The 17,890-nt window shown below is 72.2% G+C and carries 17 protein-coding genes; 7 read left to right on the top strand and 10 right to left on the bottom strand.

What is annotated here, in order from left to right; all coding sequences use genetic code 11:
- From ACN28G_RS09395 to ACN28G_RS09365, 7 genes are all read right to left on the bottom strand, one after another.
- Nucleotides 1-1,161, bottom strand: coding sequence for a class I SAM-dependent methyltransferase (locus ACN28G_RS09395; RefSeq protein WP_091437321.1), 1,161 nt, complete (start codon nucleotides 1,159-1,161; stop codon nucleotides 1-3).
- Nucleotides 1,158-1,976, bottom strand: coding sequence for a hypothetical protein (locus ACN28G_RS09390; protein WP_139135659.1), 819 nt, complete (start codon nucleotides 1,974-1,976; stop codon nucleotides 1,158-1,160). Before ACN28G_RS09390 ends, ACN28G_RS09395 begins: the two co-directional genes overlap by 4 nt.
- A gap of 34 nt (nucleotides 1,977-2,010) precedes the next feature.
- The gene (gene eutM / locus ACN28G_RS09385) at nucleotides 2,011-2,310 is read right to left on the bottom strand and encodes an ethanolamine utilization microcompartment protein EutM (RefSeq protein WP_217628932.1); all 300 of its coding nucleotides are present in this window, start codon (nucleotides 2,308-2,310) and stop codon (nucleotides 2,011-2,013) included.
- Nucleotides 2,311-2,400: 90 nt separating this feature from the next.
- Entirely contained in the window at nucleotides 2,401-4,428 is a 2,028-nt protein-coding gene (locus tag ACN28G_RS09380) for a hydantoinase B/oxoprolinase family protein (protein WP_091437314.1), read from the bottom strand.
- Nucleotides 4,425-6,485 (bottom strand): hydantoinase/oxoprolinase family protein, encoded by a 2,061-nt coding sequence (locus ACN28G_RS09375; protein ID WP_217628809.1) that lies wholly within the window; start codon nucleotides 6,483-6,485, stop codon nucleotides 4,425-4,427. The genes ACN28G_RS09380 and ACN28G_RS09375 overlap by 4 nt, the downstream gene beginning before the upstream one ends.
- Before the next feature lie 35 nt (nucleotides 6,486-6,520).
- Entirely contained in the window at nucleotides 6,521-8,134 is a 1,614-nt protein-coding gene (locus tag ACN28G_RS09370; RefSeq protein ID WP_175440526.1) for an ABC transporter substrate-binding protein, read from the bottom strand.
- 145 nt (nucleotides 8,135-8,279) lie between these two features.
- A complete protein-coding gene (locus tag ACN28G_RS09365) occupies nucleotides 8,280-8,546 on the bottom strand; it encodes a hypothetical protein (protein ID WP_421478923.1) in 267 nt (88 codons plus the stop codon).
- 369 nt (nucleotides 8,547-8,915) lie between these two features.
- Between ACN28G_RS09365 and ACN28G_RS09360 the strand changes: the two genes are divergently transcribed.
- The 4 genes from ACN28G_RS09360 to ACN28G_RS09345 all read left to right on the top strand — a co-directional run bounded on the left by ACN28G_RS09360 (nucleotide 8,916) and on the right by ACN28G_RS09345 (nucleotide 13,069).
- On the top strand, nucleotides 8,916-9,704 hold the full coding sequence (locus tag ACN28G_RS09360; RefSeq protein WP_175440525.1) for a cupin domain-containing protein: 789 nt from the start codon (nucleotides 8,916-8,918) through the stop codon (nucleotides 9,702-9,704).
- Nucleotides 9,701-10,150, top strand: coding sequence for a dimethylsulfonioproprionate lyase family protein (locus ACN28G_RS09355; protein ID WP_091437299.1), 450 nt, complete (start codon nucleotides 9,701-9,703; stop codon nucleotides 10,148-10,150). The genes ACN28G_RS09360 and ACN28G_RS09355 overlap by 4 nt, the downstream gene beginning before the upstream one ends.
- Before the next feature lie 110 nt (nucleotides 10,151-10,260).
- On the top strand, nucleotides 10,261-11,751 hold the full coding sequence (locus ACN28G_RS09350) for a CoA-acylating methylmalonate-semialdehyde dehydrogenase (RefSeq protein ID WP_091437297.1): 1,491 nt from the start codon (nucleotides 10,261-10,263) through the stop codon (nucleotides 11,749-11,751).
- 58 nt (nucleotides 11,752-11,809) lie between these two features.
- A complete protein-coding gene (locus tag ACN28G_RS09345) occupies nucleotides 11,810-13,069 on the top strand; it encodes a GlxA family transcriptional regulator (protein ID WP_421478922.1) in 1,260 nt (419 codons plus the stop codon).
- On the opposite strand, the gene ACN28G_RS09340 is transcribed toward ACN28G_RS09345, so the two are convergent.
- Together ACN28G_RS09340 and ACN28G_RS09335 are read right to left on the bottom strand one after the other, a co-directional pair.
- Complete coding sequence (locus ACN28G_RS09340; RefSeq protein WP_091437290.1) at nucleotides 13,002-13,646, bottom strand: response regulator; 645 nt, start codon at nucleotides 13,644-13,646, stop codon at nucleotides 13,002-13,004. The two genes, ACN28G_RS09345 and ACN28G_RS09340, sit on opposite strands and share 68 nt — an antisense overlap.
- The gene (locus ACN28G_RS09335; protein WP_421478921.1) at nucleotides 13,643-14,752 is read right to left on the bottom strand and encodes a sensor histidine kinase; all 1,110 of its coding nucleotides are present in this window, start codon (nucleotides 14,750-14,752) and stop codon (nucleotides 13,643-13,645) included. The genes ACN28G_RS09340 and ACN28G_RS09335 overlap by 4 nt, the downstream gene beginning before the upstream one ends.
- Before the next feature lie 112 nt (nucleotides 14,753-14,864).
- Between ACN28G_RS09335 and ACN28G_RS09330 the strand changes: the two genes are divergently transcribed.
- From ACN28G_RS09330 to ACN28G_RS09320, 3 genes are all read left to right on the top strand, one after another.
- Complete coding sequence (locus ACN28G_RS09330; protein ID WP_421478920.1) at nucleotides 14,865-15,596, top strand: ABC transporter ATP-binding protein; 732 nt, start codon at nucleotides 14,865-14,867, stop codon at nucleotides 15,594-15,596.
- Nucleotides 15,593-16,357 carry an ABC transporter permease gene (locus tag ACN28G_RS09325; protein WP_421478919.1) on the top strand — a complete coding sequence of 255 codons (765 nt, stop codon included), beginning with the start codon at nucleotides 15,593-15,595 and terminating at the stop codon, nucleotides 16,355-16,357. Before ACN28G_RS09330 ends, ACN28G_RS09325 begins: the two co-directional genes overlap by 4 nt.
- 69 nt (nucleotides 16,358-16,426) lie before the next feature.
- Nucleotides 16,427-16,984, top strand: coding sequence for a hypothetical protein (locus ACN28G_RS09320; protein ID WP_421478918.1), 558 nt, complete (start codon nucleotides 16,427-16,429; stop codon nucleotides 16,982-16,984).
- A gap of 60 nt (nucleotides 16,985-17,044) precedes the next feature.
- Here the strand turns inward: ACN28G_RS09320 and ACN28G_RS09315 are convergent, their stop codons facing one another.
- Nucleotides 17,045-17,872: an amidohydrolase family protein gene (locus ACN28G_RS09315; RefSeq protein ID WP_421478917.1), complete on the bottom strand. Its 828-nt coding sequence runs from the start codon at nucleotides 17,870-17,872 to the stop codon at nucleotides 17,045-17,047.
- Nucleotides 17,873-17,890: the final 18 nt, after the last annotated feature.

Here is a 17,890-nt window from a genome sequence, read left to right as displayed (position 1 = left end):
TCAGCGCCGACCCACGAGCAAGGCCAGGGTGCCGCTGCTGCGGCGTTCACCGCTCTGCAGCACCCGGCCGGTGGGGGTGGAGACCTCCTCGACGCAGTCCCGCTTGCAGGACAGCTCGGTGCAGTCGCCGGTGAACCCGGCGTCCCGGGCGGCCTGGACCAGGTCCATGTCCCGCATCGGCCCCCAGAACGGTTCGTTGTTGTTCCAGGTGTCCCAGTCGATGAGGAACTGCGCCAGCGGGTCCAGGCCGGCGTAGCCCGGGAAGTCCGCGTGGATCATCATCCCGCCGGGGGCGAGCAGCCGGTGGCACTCCCGCAGGACCGCGCGGACCGCCTCCGGTGGCATCTCGTGCAACAGGATGTGCGAGACGACCAGGTCGAAGTGCCCGGTGGGAAACGCGGTGGCCTCCGCGTTCTGCTGGGAGAAGTGCACCTTGCGGCCCAGAGACTCGGCACGGCCGTGGCCGTATCGCAGCAGGGCCGCGCCGACGTCGATGCCGTGCACCTCGGCGTCGGGATAGGCGTCCACGTACGGCAGGGTCGAGTTGCCCACCCCGCAGCCGATCTCCAGGATGCGCCGGGGCCGGAAATCCCGGTGCTCCGGCTTGAGGTAGTTGTTCACCACCGACTGGCCGTAGTCGTCGTTCAGCTCGCCCATCTGCCCGGTGGCGTAGACGTAGACGCCCCGGTCGTAGAGCGCACCGGCGGTGACGTCGCCCGGGGCGTACTCGCCCCGGTAGCCGCCGGGCATGGCGTGGATGTCGATGCCCCAGAAGTACCAGGGCAGTTCGAAGTCGTGATCCAGTTCGAGCGAGCCCCGCACCCGCCCGGACGGCTCCGCCTTCGCCCGCAGGTCGTCCAGCTGGCGGACGATGCTGTCGGCCACCACGTTCCAGAGCAGGTCCTGGCTCGCCCGCCGGACCGAACTCCAGAGCTGGTAGTACGGCTCGGGTTCCATCGCCCGGCGGACCGTCTCACGGTCCCGCGGCGGGACACCCATCTCCCGCTGGTAGCGGGGTGCGACGCGGTGCGCGTACAGCTCCCGGACCCCGGGGGTCACCTCGGTGGAGATGTGCGCCTTCAGGGCCCGCACGAAGGTTTCCCGGGCGAGTTCGTCGTGGTTCTCCGTCGGCAACAGGCCGTGCCGGTGCTGCTGTTTCACTTGCCCTCCCCCACCTGCGCGAAGGCCTGCCGGATGACCTCCCGGTAGGACTCCGGGGTCTCCTCCCGCACGATCTCCTCGCGCCACTCGTAGAAGACCCGCAGTACCCGGGCGACGAACGCCGCCGCCTCGGCGTCCCTGGTCTCGGCGTCGGAGGCGGCGACGGTGAAGTCGTCCACCGCACCCCGCTCCACCACCCGCCGGTCGGCGAGCAGCTGTTCCAGGGTCATCACCCGCTCCCGCAGCACCCACACCTCCGAGGTGAGGGTCACCATCGTCGAGACCAGGGCCTCCATGCCCGGCTCGGCGAAGAACTGCGGGCGGGCGCCCTTGGCCTTGCGGGGCAGCGTCTGTCCGGGCAGCGGTTGGGCCTGCTCGGGGCTGCCCACGCCCGGCCCGCCGTAGGCGCCGAGCGCCCGCAGCGTCTCGGTCGCCACCGTCGAGGCGTCGGCGTCGGGGTTGGCGGACACCACCGCGGCGGCGATGGTACGGATGGTCCGTTCCGCCTCCTCGGCGCCCTCGCAGCCACACGAGCAGCCGTCGGTGTCGTCGCAGCCGCCCGGGGTGCCGGTGGTAGCGGAGGCCCCGGCAGGGGTGCCGGTAGTAGCGGAGGCCCCGGCAGGGCCGGCCGTCGCCTGGACGGGGGCGGACGCCGCCCGACCGTCCGCCGCGCCCCGGCGAACGGTGATGCCGAGCCCCCGGGCGATGTCCTCCGCGTGCGGGGAGATCAGGTCACCCGGGCCCAGCAGGACCTCGCGCGGACCGTCCGACCGGGCGACGTCCTCGATGTCGACAGCAGTCCACACCCGACTCATGTGTCAAGCTCCTTCGATGAACATGGGGGCCGGCTCAGGACTTCGTTCCGCCCCGGGTCGACCCGGTCGGCAGGATCGCCTCGACCTCGGTGTGCGGGCGGGGGATGACGTGCACGGAGACGACCTCACCGAGCCGGGAGGCGCTGGCCGCGCCGGCGTCGGTGGCCGCCTTGACCGCGCCGACGTCGCCCCGGACCACGACGGTGACCAGGCCGCCGCCGATGTACTCGGTGCCCACCAGGACGACGGTGGCGGCCTTGACCATCGCGTCGGCGGCCTCGACCGCCGCGACCAGGCCCCGGGTCTCGATCATGCCGAGCGCGGACATCTGCAGGTCAGCCATGACAGTTCTCCTCTACCAGTGTGTCGGCGGGCGGATGCCCGTCGTCGCCCAGAACCGTGGTGGTCTGGAAGTGGGGTGGACTCATCGCCCGGTCACCTGACGGGCGATGTGGTGCACGAGCGCCTCCAACGGCGCCCGCGCGGGTCGCGGTGTCCGGGTCGGCCGTTCGCCGCCCGCTGCGGCCACGGTGCCGCGCGGGCGGGCCCGGGGCGCACCGGAGGAGCCCGGCGCGGGGGTTGCCGGCTCCGGTGCATCTCGGGCGCCCGCCGGTGCACGCGGCGGTTCCAGGCCGGTCTCGGCGCGGCAGCGCGCCCGCAGTTCGTCGAGGGTGCCGCCCCGGTTGAACCGCAACGGTTCCGCCGGCCGTTCGACGGCCAGCTTCGCCCGCAACGCCCGGGTCCCTTCGGCGTCGATCCGGCCGCCGGTCAGGACCACCCCGTACCGGCGGGCGCCCTCGACGGTGACCAGCCCCCGCTCGACGTCGTGGCGTACCTGCTCCGGGTCGCGCTCCAGCGGGTCGCCCCAGCCGCCACCGCCCCAGGTGACGAAGTGCAGGAGGTCACCGGGTCGGACCGCGACGTGGTCACACTTGGCCGGCACCACCTGCCGTGACCCGTCGGCCCGGGCCAGGATCTTCGTGCCGCGCTCACCCGGCTCGCCGCCGAGCACCCCCCAGGGCTTGGTGAACCACCGGTCGTCGTGGATCGACACCTCGCCCGGTTCGAGGAAGCGGTAACCGACCCGGATGCCGTTGCCGCCCCGGTGCCGGCCCGCGCCCCCGGAGTCCGGGACCGACTCGTAGGACTCGATCCGCAGCGGGTAGTAGGCCTCCAGGTACTCGTTCGGCACGTTGGTGAACGAGGGCCACATCGAGTGGCCGTCGAAGCCGTCGCCGACCGGGCGGGCCGGGACGCCGCCGAAGCCGATCTGGTACAGCTGGAACCACTTACCCTGCCGGTCCAGGCCGGAGAACATCAGGTGCGGGCTGGAGGAGAACCCGGCGGCGGCCAGGAAGTCCGGCTGGCACTGCCCGAGCAACCCGGCGAGCACGTCGAACAGCCGCCCCAGGGCGTGGGTACGGCACGAGACGGCCGCCGGCCGCCGGGGCTTGAGCAGGCTGCCCTCGGGGATCCGGACGTCGACCAGCGGATAGAACCCGTCGTTGAACAGGATCATCGGGTCGACCGCCATGATGGTGTAGACCCCGAAGAACATCCGCAGGATGTTCTCGTTCAACAGGAAGTTGATCGATCCCTCGGCCTGGTCGCTGGTCCCGGTGAAGTCCAGCACCACCTGGTCGCCGTCGCGCCACAGCGAGCAGCGGATGCGGAACGGTCCCTCGCCGCGCCCGTCGTCGTCGACGAAGTCCTCGAAGGTGACCGGCTGCTCGGGCACGACCTGGCGGAACAGCTTCGCCATCGCCTGCCGGTTGCGCTCCAGCAGCAGCTCCAGGGTGGACAGGTAGGCGTCGACGCCGAACCGTTCGCAGAGTTCACGTACCCGCACCTCGGCGGTCCGGCAGGAGGCCAGCACCGCGTTCAGGTCGGCCCGGTTCCAGCTGGGCAGGCGTACCTGGTTGAGCACGGTGTCCAGGAGTTGCTGGTCGAGGGTCCCGGCCCGGAACAGCTTCACCGGCGGGACGATCACACCCTCCTCGTGGATCGACACCGCGTCGGTGGGCAGGCTTCCCGGGACCTTCCCGCCGACGTCGCTCATGTGACCGAACATCGCCGCCCAGCCGACCAGGGCCCGCTCGAAGTAGATCGGCAACAGCACCAGCCAGTCGTTGGCGTGGCTGATGGCGCCGTCGCAGGCGTAGGGGTCGGAGGTGAAGAAGACGTCCCCCTCCTCGACCGTACCGTCGTAGCCGGAGAGGAAGCCGTCGATGAAGGAGCCGAACTGCCCGGCGACCATCCGGCCCCGCCGGTCGGCGATCAGCGGGAACGCGTCGTGCTGCTCGCGGATGCCCGGTGACATCGCGGTACGCAGCACCACGGCGTCCATCTCGAAGCGGGCGTTGCGCAGGGCGTTCTCGACGATGTCGAGCACCGCGGTCTCGACCTCGACCGGGCGGGCCTGCCGGGCTGTCTCGACGATGACCGCACTCATCGGGTCCCTCCCTGGTCAGCGGGCAGGATGAGCAGGTTGCCCAGCCTGTCGACGCGCGCGACGCAGCCCGGCAGGACCAGGCTGGTGGAGTCCATCTCGACCACGATCGCCGGCCCGGCCAGCTCGTTGCCGGCCCGCAGGGCGGTGCGGTCGTAGAGCGCCGCCTCCTGCCAGCCGCCGTCGACGTAGACCTGCTGCCGGCCGATGACCGCCTGCGCGGCATCCCGGTCACCGGACTCGATCTCGACGGGAACGATCCGCTCGGCGTCGGAGAGCCCCACCGCCCGGATGTTGACCACCTCGTGCCGCTCGTCGAGGGAGAACCCGAACAGGCGTCGGTGCGCCTCGTCGAAACCGCCCCGCAGTGCGCCGAGCAGATCCGTGCGCCGGGCCGCGTCGACCTCGACCGAGACCTCGAAGCCCTGGCCGTGGTAGCGCACGTCCGCCTCGTACCGCACCGACCGTGCCTCGGCGGGCACCCGGGCCCGGTCGAACTCCGTGTCGATCTGCCCGGCCAGCTCGGTGAACTCCCGGCGCAGCAGCTCCTCGCCGACCTCGTCGAGCGGACGGACCAGCGACCTGTTCGCCTCCGCCCGGACTCCGGTCGAGGCGTCGCCGTAGGCACACAACACCCCCGGCGACTGGGGGATCACCACCGGCCAGGAGCCCAGGAGCCTGGCCAGGGCGTTGACGTGCAGCGGCCCGGCCCCGCCGAACCCGAACAGCGCGAAGCGCCTCGGATCGTAGCCGCGCTGCACCGAGACCAGCCGCAACGCACCGAGCATGTTCTCGTTGACGATGTCGATGATCGCGGCGGCGGCCGCCTCCACCGACACCCCGAGCCGGGTCGCGACGGTCCCAACCGCGGTCCGGGCCTTCTCCACGTCCAGCGGCATCGCGCCGCCCAACAGGGCGTGCGGCAGGTAGCCCAGGACCACGTTGGCGTCGGTGACGGTCGGCAGTTCCCCGCCCCGGCCGTACGTCGCCGGTCCGGGCAGGGCTCCCGCGCTGGCCGGTCCGACCCGCAACGCACCGGTCAGCTCGGGTACGTGCGCGATGGAGCCGCCACCGGCGCCCACCGTCTGCACGTCGATCGACGGGGCCCGGACGGCCAGGTCGGCCACGGTCGTCTCGCGGCGGATGACCGGGCTGCCGTTCTCGATCAGCGCGACGTCGGTGGATGTGCCGCCCATGTCCAGGGTGAGCAGGTCCGGGTGACCGGCGGCCGGTCCCAGGGCGACCGCCGCGGCGACCCCACCGGCGGGGCCGCTCATCAGCAGGCTGACCGGGATGTCCTCGGCCCGTTCGAAGGTCATCAGACCACCGTCGGAGCGGAGCACCCGGCGCTCGCCCACCAGCCCCTGGTCGACCAGTTTCGCGCTGAGGTTACGCAGGTAGGAGCCGACTCCGGGGCGTACGTAGGCGTTGGCCACGGTGGTCAACGTCCGCTCGTACTCGCCGAGTTCCGGCAGCACCCCGGCGGAGGTGGAGACCGGCACGCCGGGCGCCTCGGCGGCGGCGATCTCGGCGGCCCGCTGTTCGTGCGCGGGGTTGGCGTAGGAGTTGACGAAGCCGATGGCCAGGGCGTCGACGCCCCGGTCGACCAGGTGCCGCACGGCGGCCCGGACCGCCGCCTCGTCCAACGGCTCGACCTCCTCGCCCCGGGCGTCGAGCCGGCCGCCTACCTCGCGGACGTCGGCCAGCGCGACAAGCTCGGCCGGTCGGTCCCAGACGATCCAGCCGCCGAGTCCGCCGGGCACGAACGACCTGGCGATGTGCAGGACCTGCCGGTAGCCGACGGTCACCACCAGGCCGACCCGGGCGCCACGGCGCTCCAGGACGGCGTTGGTGGCCACCGTCGTGCCGTGCAGGAACTGGCGGATGTCCGCCGCGCTGGCCCGGGCGTCGGCGAGGACCCGGGTGACCCCCTCGACGACTCCCACGGACTGGTCCTGGGGTGTCGAGGGCACCTTGGTCCGGCGGGTCCGCCCGGTCGCCTCCTCGATCAGCAGCACGTCCGTGAAGGTGCCACCGACATCAACCCCTAGTCGGTACATCAGTGCACATCCCGCTTTCTCGAGTTCCGACTCGCCTAGGAGACGCTGATGTCGTAGTAGTTGACGTGGCCCTGCGAGTAGCTGACGAAGCCGTCGACGCCCTTCTTGAAGACGTAGTACTTCTGGGAGTCGACAAGCGGGATCGCCGGCATGTCACCGACCAGGAAGTCGTTGACCTGCTTGACCAGCGCGTCGCGCTCGGGTCCCGGCTGGGTCTCCAGGATCTGGCGGGACAGCCCGTCGAGGGTGGGCGAGCTGTAGTTCTGCAGGTTGGTCAGGCCACCGGTGGAGTAGAAGACCTGCAGGTAGTAGGCGGGGTCGGGGACCAACGGTGTGCTGGTGGCCAGCCAGGTCTGCAGCTTGCCCTCGCGCTTGGCGGTGTCGAAGTCGGCGCCGGAGGCGACGTTGTTCAGTTTCACCTCGATACCGACCTTGGCCAGCTGCGACCGCAGCAGCACGGCCACCTGCTCACTGTGCGCACCCACGTTCGCCGCGTTGTAGGCCAGCTCCATCGGGAAGCCGTTCGGCAGTCCTGCCTCGGCCAGCAACTGCTTGGCCCGGTCCAGGTCGTGGGCCAGCGGCCGGCTCGCCGCGGGGGCGCCGAAGTCGTCGTGCATGAAGTCGGTCGAGGGTGCCGAGAAGCCCTGGTACGCCGAGTCGACGATGGCCTGCCGGTCGACCGCGTACGAGATGGCCTCGCGGACCCGCTTGTCGTCGAAGGGCTCCGCCTTGAGGTTGGGCACCAGCACGTCGATGTTCGGGTAGAGCACCCGTTCCAGCCGGGCGTCACCGCTGTTCTGCAGCGAGGAGAGCTGGTCGAAGGTCATCGCGGTGGCGACGTCGACCTGCCCGCTCTGGGCCAGTTGCAGCCGGTTGGAGGTGTCGGCGACCGCCCGCACCACCACGTCCCTGACCTTGGGCGTACCTCGGAAGTAGTTCTCGTTGGCGGTGAGCCGGACCTCCTTGCCCGGGTCGAACGACCGCACCTGGTACGGCCCGAAGGTCGCCGTGTTCTCCCCCAGCCACTTGTAGGCGTACGGGTCGTCCGCGGTGGCGTGCTTCTTGGCCTCCACCGAGTCGTAGATCGTCATGAAGAACGTGGTCAGGATGGAGAGACTCACCGCGTTGGGCTGGGCGACGTTGATCGTGAAGGTCTTGTCGTCGACGACGGTGATCGGGTTGGTGACGTCCCAGCCGCCGATCCCCATCAGGATCTTGGCGATAGGCACGCCTGTGCTGTTGACCATCCGGTCGACCGACCACTTGACGTCCTCGGCGGTGATCGGGTTGCCGAACTGACTCTTGGCGTCGCGGAGCGTAAAGGACATCTTCTTGCCGCCGTCGGTCAACGTCCAGGACTCGGCGAGTTCGGCTTCGAGCTGGTCCGGTGTCTGTAGTTTCGTCGCGCCGGCCTCGGGCTTCACGAAGCGCACCAGGGTGCCGGCGGTGTTCGGTAGCAGATCGATCGAGATGTAACCCTGGTAGCGCTCGGAGTCGAGACTCGACAGGACTCCCGGGGCGGCGATGGTCAGCGTCCGCCCGGAGGCGTCCGACTCTTCCCGCTCGCCGCCGCCACCGCAGGCCGCGAGAGCCAGGCCCGCCACGGCGAGCACTGCCACGGCCCGCACCCGAACGGAACGTCTTCCCATGCCGACACCTCCACATTGTGTGCAAGCTTGTTCCATCTAGTGCTGCGAACCCGGTAAAGCGGATAACACGAGCGATGCTTGTATACAAATACCGGCCTGTCAAGGCTCTGACCAGCCGAATCCCGGCGGCCGACCCGGCGGGTACTCACGCCGCGCGACGGGCCACGAACCGACCGGCGCCCCGGCGCACGACGGACCACCCGCCACGGGGCAGCGCGCCGCCGAGGCAAAACGCGTCGACCTGGCCGGGCACGTACCACCGCCCGGACGGGGCATCCATATGTGTATGCACATCGACACCTTCAGCACGGAAGACCTTGCCCCGGAGGTCGATCTTCTCGATGTCGGCCGACTGCCGGACCGGACCCACGCACTCGATGCGCCTCGAATAGGTCAGCACGTCAGACACCATGATGCAGTCCTCGGCGACCACCGCTCCGCCGACCAGACCACATCTTCGCGGCATTTCTCCCCGATCAGAACAGGTGAGGAAACGCGACCGACAGAACAGGCTAAGCGCCAGATCGTATACAACCCTGCGGCTGAGGCACAAGAACCAGACGCCACCCCGACCGGACTCCCCCGGCCCGGCCCGGTGACGGCCCGCACACCCCCGTCGGAACACCCCATTGCCGCTTATTGCATACAACCATCACCAAGACCTTCGGTAGAGCGAGGAGACAAGCCGCCCCTACCTGCTCGCAGCAGCACAGGAGGAGCGGAGCCCTAGACGATGCCAAGCAGATTACATACAATCTGGCCTCCGACTGAAGGAGGCAACGTGGCCCACTCCGGCAAGCGACGGGTCGTCCTCGACCAGGTGCCCCAGCGGGTCTGGCGGGCACCGCACCTGCCCTTCGGACTACGCACCCGGCACATCAACGACGACCCGGAGACCGGCGCGCAGACGCTCGTCGTCGACGTCCCGCCCGGTTGGCAGATGCCCGCCCACTGGAACAGCGCCGACCTGGAACTACTGGTCCGCGACGGTGACCTGACGATCGCCGGACGTCGGTGCCGGCGCGGGCACTACCTCTTTCTGCCCGCCGGCACCGAACTCGGCCCGATCTCCTCGACCGAGGGCGCCACCCTGATCTTCTGGACGGACGCGCCGTTCGAGGTCCGCACGGACGAGCGGCCCACGCCGTCGAAGCCGCTCGGCGAGACCGTCGACATCTTCGACCAGACGAACTGGCTCCCCGTCCAGGAGGCGTTCGCGGGCGTCACCGACACGAGCAGTCACGGCGACATCGAGGTGCCCACCCAGTGCATCCGGCTGCGCCGGGTCGAGGAGACCGGCAAGGACACCATTCTGTTCGTCCTGCCGCGCCGCTTCGCCAAGACGGCGCTGGAGTTCCACCACAGCACGGAGGAGATCTTCTTCCTCGACGGCTGGTGCGCCACCGACCCCGAGCACGTCTACCGCGCCGGCGAGTACCTGTGCTGGGAGCCCGGCGTCATCCACGGCGTGGTCACCGGCTGGGAGGCCATCTGCCTGTCCAAACACCACGGCCCACTCACCAGCCCGCAGATTCCGCTCGGGGCGACCAGCGTGGACGCCGAGCGGTGACGGCGCTGCCGCCCACCGGCGGTCGGCGGATCGCCTCCGGCGGGGGTACGCGCGCGGGCTTCGTCCTGCACCGCGCCGACCTGGCGTACGAGCTGATCTCCGCGCTCAACCACAACCCGGACGACGAGGGACTGGTGCACCGCCTGGTCGACCGGCAGGTGACCGGGGATCCGGACTGCGAGTTCCTCACCGGGGTCTACCGGATGGAGCCCGGGATGAGGCACCCGCCGCACCTGCACGCCGCGTCCGCCGAGTTCTACTACGTGCTGTCCGGAACGGCGCTGTTCCGGCTGGCCGACGAGCAGTTCGAGGCGGGCCCGGGGACGGCGATGTACATCCCCGCCGGTGTCGCGCACGCGATCGAGACCGGCGACGCGGACGGCATGGAGCTGCTGTACGCCTTCAGCACCCCGGACCTCCAGGGCATCGGCACCCGCTGGCTGTGACCGCCGGCTGAGCCGGCCCGGCGCACCCCCGGTGCTCCTGGGCCGGCGGATCGGCACACCCCCGTAGCAACATCCGGCGCACCTCGCGTCGGTCGACGAAGGAGAATACGGTGCGCAGCATCGAGCACTGGATCGGCGGCGCGTCCGTCACCGGCACCGAGTACGCCACGGTGCACCAGCCCGCCACCGGTCAGCCCCAGGCCCGGGTCGCGGTCGGCGGGCCGGCGGAGGTCGACCTGGCCGTCGCGGCGGCGGTCCGGGCGCAGGAGTCGTGGGGCGAGATGTCGCTGTCCCGCCGGACGAAGGTCCTGTTCCGGATGCGGGACCTGGTGGAGCGGCACGAGGACGACCTGGCCCGACTCGTCACCGCCGAACACGGCAAGACCGTCGAGGACGCCCGCGGCGAGGTGATCCGTGGCCGGGAGGTCATCGAGTTCGCCTGCGGGATCCCGCAGCTGCTCAAGGGGGCCTACTCCGACCAGGTGTCCACCGGCGTGGACTCGTACTCGCTGCGCGCCCCGCTGGGGGTCTGCGCCGGTGTCACCCCGTTCAACTTCCCGGTCATGGTGCCGATGTGGATGCACCCGGTCGCCATCGCCTGCGGCAACACCTTCGTGCTCAAGCCCAGCGAACGCGACCCGTCCGCGTCGAACCTCGTCGCGCAGCTCTACGCCGACGCGGGACTGCCCGACGGCGTGTTCAACGTGGTGCACGGCGGCCGGGCGGCGGTCGACGCGTTGCTCGACCACCGGGACGTACAGGCGGTGTCGTTCGTCGGTTCCACGCCGGTCGCCCGGTACGTGCACGGACGCGCCTCGGCGAACGGCAAACGGGTCCAGGCCCTCGGCGGGGCGAAGAACCACGCCGTGGTGCTGCCCGACGCCGACCTGGCCGACGCGGCCCGGCAGATCACCGCCGCGGCGTACGGCTCCGCCGGGCAGCGCTGCATGGCGATCTCCGCCGTGGTGGCCGTCGGGTCGACCGGTGACGAGTTGGTCCAGCTGCTGGGCCGGGAGGCCGCGACGGTCGTGGTGGGCCCCGGCGACCAGGAGCACGCCCAGATGGGGCCGTTGGTGACCAGCGAGGCACGGGACCGGGTGATCGCCGCCGTCGGCGCGGCGCAGCAGGCCGGGGCCACCGTGGTCGTCGACGGTCGGGAGTTGAGGGTGGCGGGCCACGACGGTGGGTACTTCGTCGGCCCGTGTCTGCTGGACCAGGTGACCCCGCAGATGTCGGCCTACCAGGAGGAGATCTTCGGTCCGGTGCTGGTCGTGCTGCGGGCGCAGACCCTCGACGAGGCCATCGGGATCATCAACGCCAACCCGTACGGCAACGGGACCGCGCTGTTCACCTCGGGCGGGGCGGCGGCCCGCCGTTTCGTGCGCGGCGTCACGGTCGGCATGATCGGCGTCAACGTCCCCCTGCCGGTGCCGATGGCCTACCACTCCTTCGGTGGTTGGAAGGCCTCCCTCTTCGGCGACACCCACGTGCACGGCCCGGAGGGGGTGGCGTTCTACACCCGGGGCAAGGTGGTCACCAGCCGGTGGCCGGGGCGCGCCGAGGCGTCCCGCTCCGACTTCCACTTCCCCACCGCCTCCTGACCGGCCCCGCCCGGCCCACGGGGGCGTCGGCGGCCCGGCCCGGCGGTAGGGTCGGACGATGGGCGGGGTACGCGTGGTCGTCGTCGGCTACCCGGCGGCCGAGCTGCTGGACATCGCCTGCCTGACCACGACCTTCGACTACGCCAACCGGGCCGGGCGGGACCCGCGCTACACGGTCGGGGTGGCCTCCCCCGGTGGCCGGCCGATCAGCTGCCAGTCCGGGTTGACGCTGGCGGCGCAGACGAGCCTCGAACGGCTGCGCGGGCCGATCGACACGCTGATCGTCGCCGGCGGCGAGGGCCACCTGGCCGCCGCCGGCGACGCCCGTCTGGTCGGGCACGTACGTCGGCTGGCGCGGGAGACCCGCCGGGTGGCGTCGGTCTGCACCGGCGCCTCCGTGCTGGCCGCCGCCGGGCTGCTCGACGGCCGCCGGGCCACCACCCACTGGATGTTCGCCGACCAGCTCGCGGCCACCTATCCCGCCGTACGGGTCGATCCGACGCCGCTCTACGTCCGCGACGGTCAGGTGAGCACCGCCGCCGGGGTCACCAGCGCCCTCGACCTCGCCCTGGCGTTCGTGGCCGAGGACCACGGCGGGGAGGTGGCCCGGCGGGTGGCCCAGGGGCTGGTGACCTACCTGCACCGGCCGGGCAACCAGGCGCAGATGAGCATGTTCCTGACCGCACCGGCACCGAGCGACGCCCTGGTCCGGCGGCTGGTCGCGATGATCAACGACGCGCCGGCCGCCGACCTCAGCCTCACCGCGTTGGCCGCCCGGGCGGCGTTACCGGGCCAGCTACCGGGTCACGGTTCAGCCGAGCGCCGCGAGCACGAGAAACCCGACCCCCAGCGGCACGTCCAGCAGCATGCAGAACTCGGCCAACGACCGGGGCACCACCCGGTCGCGCCGGTAGTGCCACAGGTCCCAGACGCCGTGCCCGGCCAGCACCAGGCCGCTGAGCACGAGCCCGACGGTCGGCGCGAGGTACAGCGAACCGACCGCAAGGGTGCCGAACCCGGTTCGCGCCGGTGGCCAGGACGGTCACGGCGGCGGCCAGGCCGAGCAGGCTCGGCCAGCGGTGGGGCAGCGTCGACCACCGGGGTACGCCGCCCGACCGGGATGGCACTGTGGAGGTTGTCATGCCCCGACGATGCCGCCCCCCGGTCGACCCCATCGAGCGGGACCGGGTGCCCGGTCCGGAATCCTGGGGTGCCGGTCCGGTGCGCACCGGGCCGACCCGGACGGCGGCTCAGCCCAGGATGCCCTCGTGCAGGGCCCGCAGGACCGCGTTGGTGCGGTCCCGGGCCCCCAGTTTGAGCAGGATCGTCGACACGTGGTTCTTCACCGTGCCCTCGGCCAGGAACAGGATCCCGGCGATCTCCCGGTTGGTGTACCCGCCGGCCACCAGCCGCAGCACCTCCACCTCCCGTTCGGTCAGCTCCTGCGGCGGTGGTGTCTCCACCCCGACCGGCCCCGGGGTGTCCCGGATGGCCCGCAGCAACCGGTCGGTGATCGACACCGCGATCAGGGTCCCGCCGGCCGCGAGGGTCTCCACGGCCCGGGTCAGCTGGGCCAGCGTGACGTCCTTGAGCAGGTAGCCGCGCGCCCCGGCGCGCAACGCGTCGAGCACGAGGGTGTCGTCGTCGAAGGTGGTGAGCACCAGCACCGGCACGTCCACGGCCCGCTCCCGCAGCTGCCGTAGGGTCCAGAGGCCGTCGCGGTGCGGCATCCGCAGGTCGAGCAGGACCACGTCGGGCGTGCTGGCGGCGATCACCTCCAGCGCCGCCGCACCGTCACCGGCCTCGCCCACCACCGTGCAGCCGGCCAGTTCGAGCAGGGTCCGGATGCCCTGCCGGACCAGGGTCTGGTCGTCGACCACCACCACCCGGGTCATCGCCGCGGCACCCGACCGACGACCCGGAACCCCGCACCGCCGTCGTACTCGACGGCACCGCCGAGGGCGGCGAACCGTTCGGCGATGCCGCGCAGCCCGTTGCCCTCGACCACCTCGGTCGCGCCCTGCCCGTCGTCGGTCGCGGTCAACCTGATCGTGGCACCGTCGACCGCGACCTCCACCCGCAACCGGCGGGCCCCGGCGTGCCGCAGGGTGTTCGTCACGATCTCCTGCACGGTACGCACCAGGGCGGCGGTCTGTTCCTCGTCGGCCAGCACGTCGTCACCCACCTCGACCGTGACGGCCAGCCCCGGCACGTCCCGGCCGACCGCGCGCAGCGCCTCGGCCAGGTCGGTGGCGGGGCCGGCGCGCAGCGTACCGACGGTGCTGCGGACGTCGGCGAGGACGTCGCGGGCCACCCGGTTGGCCCGCTCGACGTGGGCGCCGGCGGCGTCGGCCGGGCGGTGCCGGGCGGCCTCCAGCTCCAGGGTGAGGACGGTGAGCTGGTGACCGATCAGGTCGTGCAGTTCCCGGGAGATCCGTAGCCGCTCCGCCGTGCGTGCGGACCCGGCCAGCAGCACGCTCGCGGCCTGCAGGTCGACGTGGGCCCTCGCCAGCTCGCGGCGCAGCTGCTTCTCCCGACGGACCGCGGTCACGCTGAACACCGTGGCGAGTTGGATCAGCCCGTAGAAGGCCGCGGCCATGCCGAGCTGGAGACCCACGTCGTTGATCCGGCCCATGGCCACGCCGATGACGACGGTGTTCAGCGCGACCACCACCAGGTTGGCCGGGAGGCGGACGACCTCCGGGCCGAACGCGGCGAGCACGACCAGCAGGATCGGCAGCAGGCCGGCCTGCGGTGCGGTCACCACCACGGCCCAGCCGGCCAGCACCGCCGTGCCGTAGGCCACCCGGCGCCGGACCGGCCGGACCGTCGTGCCCGCCACGGCGGTCAGCGCCGCCATCATCGTCGTCAGGAACAACCCGACCCAGACCGGCACCGGCACGTCCGGGTCGACGACGCCGACCACGACCGGGGACGCCGCGCCCACGCAGACCAGGAGCATGGCCAGGCCCGACCACTCGTCCAGCCCCATCCGCCGCATCGGTCCAACCTACCGACCGGGTACGGCCCGCCGACGGTGCCGAAAGTCATGGTCGGTACGCCTGACCGACGGCACAGGCGCGGGCCCGGGTGGCGCACCCACCATGGCAGGTATGAACGAACCAGTCATCTGTGCCGAACACCTGTCGAAGCGGTACGGCGACGTCGTGGCGGTCGACGACGTGAGTCTGCGGGTCGCCGCCGGCGAGGTGCTGGGCCTGCTCGGGGCCAACGGCGCCGGCAAGACCACCACTGTCGAGCTGATCGCCGGTCTGCGCACCCCGGACCGGGGCCGGGTCACCGTCGCCGGTCTGGATCCGCGCCGGGACCGGGCGGCGCTGCGGCAGGTGCTCGGTGTGCAGCTGCAACAGGCCCAGCTGCACCACGCGTTGACCGTCGCCGAACTGGTCGGGCTCTACCGCAGTTTCTATCCCGATCCACGCCCGGCCGCCGAGCTGCTCGACCTGGTCGGGCTGGTCGACCGGCGGCGTACCCGGTTCGAGAAGCTCTCCGGCGGCCAGCAGCAGCGGCTCTCCATCGCCCTCGCGCTGGTCGGCCGGCCGCGCGTGGTGATCCTCGACGAACTCACCACCGGCCTGGATCCGCACGCCCGGCGCCGGGTGTGGGCCGGCGTGGAGGCGCTGCGCGACGAGACGGTGGTGCTGGTCAGCCACGCGATGGACGAGGTCGAGCGGCTCTGCGACCGGGTCGCCGTGCTCGACGGCGGCCGGATCGTCGCCCTGGGCACCCCGGCCGAGCTGGTGGCCCGGACCGGCACGGCCGACCTGGAGGAGGCGTTCGTCGCCCTCACCGGTCGCGACCTCGGGCGGGAGGCTGCGGCATGACCGCCACGACGGCCCGGCGACCGGGGCCACGGGCCTGGCTGACGCTGATCCGGTGCGAGGCGAAGATGGTGGCCCGGGACACCGCCGGGCTGGTGGTGCCGATCGGCCTGCCTCTGCTGATCATGGTGATGAACGCGTCGTCGGCCGGGCGGCAGGAGGTCGTCAACGGCCGCTCGGCCCTGGACGTCCACGTCCTGCCGCTGGTCTTCACCATCGTCATCGCCTCGGTCGGCATCATCAACATGCCGAGCTTCCTGGCCTACTACCGCCGCAGCGGGATCCTCCGCCGGTTCGCGGTCACCCCCGCCTCACCGGCGATGGTGCTCGGCGCACAGGTGGTGGTGAGCCTGGGGCAGGCCGTGGTCGGCATCGCCGTGGCGTACGCGGTCGCGGTCACCGCCCTCGGTGCCCGTCCGCCCGCGCACCTCGGGGTCGCCCTCGGTGTCGTCGGGCTCGGCGTCGCCGCGATGTACGGCCTGGGTCTGCTGGTCGCCGCCGTGGCACCCACCCCGAACTCCGCCGTGGCGATCGGGCTGGTCGGCTTCTTCGCCCTCGGCGCGGTCGGCGGGCTGTTCGGCGGCACCGACGCCCTGCCGGAGCCGGTCCGGCAGGTCGGCGGGTTGCTGCCCTTCGGCGCCACGGTCGAGGCGCTCTCCGCCGCCTGGGCGGGGCTGCCGGTCGACCCCACGAACCTGGCCGCCCTGGTGGTCACGGCGGTGCTGGGCCCGGTCGTGGCCGCCGCGCTGTTCCGCTGGCAGTGACCCGGTCCGGTGCCCCGGTCGGCGGCCACCCGCATCGGCGGGTGGTGGCCGACCGATAGGTTGTTCGGCATGTCGCAGCCCGCACCGGACAGCCCGTCGCCCCGCAAGCTCGTCTGGGCTCCCGAGGCCGTACGCGTCCAGGTCGAGGAACCCCCGGTCGGGGTGGCCCGGTTGATGACCATGGCCGTGACCACCGCGATGGTGCTCAGCTGGCCGCCGATCTTCCTGGTCCTCGCCGGTGCCACCCTGGTGGCGCCGGCGGTGACCGACCGGGCCGGCATCGGGGCGACCGCCGGGTGGGCGGCGCAGATCGCCGTGCTGGTCGCGGTGGGCACGATGATCACCGCGCTGGTGCGGCGCGGCAGGATCTCCGAGGGCCCCGACGAGGACACGTCGCTGCGCACGACCGCGTTGCGGGTGGCGTTGCACTCCGTGGTCACCGGCGGGTGTGCCGCGTTGGTGCTGGCCTGGCACGGGCTCGGCGTCGGTCAGGTCCTGATCCTGGTGGCCGTGATCGTCACCGTGGTGCACGTGCTGCCGGTGGTCGTGGCCCGGGTTGCTGGCCGGGCGGCGCGACGCCGGGACGAGCGCCGTCGCGGGGACGACGCCGCCGAGCCGCAGCGGTGAACCCGGGGGCGGCGCGACGCCGTCGGTGACGACGCCGGAGCAGCGGTGCCCGCGCCGGCCTCAGGTCTGCAGGGCGCGGTGCAGGTTGGCGCCGAGGATGTCGGCGCGTTCGGTCGGGCTGAGGTCGTCCAGCCCGACCGGGTCGAGGGTCTGCGCGAACGAGACGTGGTCCAGGCTGGGCGGGAAGTCCGAGCCCCAGTAGAGCCGTCGGGTGCCGAAGCTGTCCAGCAGCACGTCGACGAAGGGGCGGGCGGCCGGGTGCGGCCAGGCGTGGCTGGGCTCGCTTACCGCGTACAGGCCGGAGATCTTGACCCCGACGTGCGGTAGCCGGGCCAGGGCGCGCAGCGGGGCGAGGGCCTCGGCGGCGTCCCGCGCGGCCGGCGGGGTGGGTCGGCTGCCGGGCAGCCCGAGGTGGCTGAAGAGCACCGGGCAGCCGTCCAGCGCGGCGAGCGCGGGGCCCATCCGGGCGGTCACGGCGGGGGTGGCGTTGAGGCTGACCACCGCGCCGGCCCGGGTCAGCGCCGGGGCGGCGGCGGTCAGCCAGTCGGCGAACCGCTCGGCCCGCGCGGCGTCGGCCAGGTAGCCGGCCACTCCGACGAAGCCCGCCGACCACCACCGTCGCAGCGTGTCGTCGGTGGGCGGCGCGTCGGCGGGGACGTAGCCGACCGGGGCGATCCAGTCGTGGGTGCGGGCCAGTCCGGCCAGGTAGTCGTTGTTCCCGGCGAAGCGCGGCTCGCCCTCGTACCCGACGACCAGCGCCCGGCCGATGCGGTGTTCGCGGCGGAGGTCCTCGTACAGCGCGACCTCCGGTCCCCCGGCGGGCGAGCGGCCGTAGCGGCCCGGGTACCCGTCGGCGAAGAGGTGCAGGTGGGCGTCAGCGCGGTCCATGGTCACGGACCATAACCC

It is taken from the genome of Micromonospora sp. WMMA1923 (assembly GCF_049179195.1).
In the GTDB taxonomy this organism is placed as follows: domain Bacteria; phylum Actinomycetota; class Actinomycetes; order Mycobacteriales; family Micromonosporaceae; genus Micromonospora; species Micromonospora yangpuensis.
This window is presented reverse-complemented; position numbering and strand designations above follow the sequence as displayed.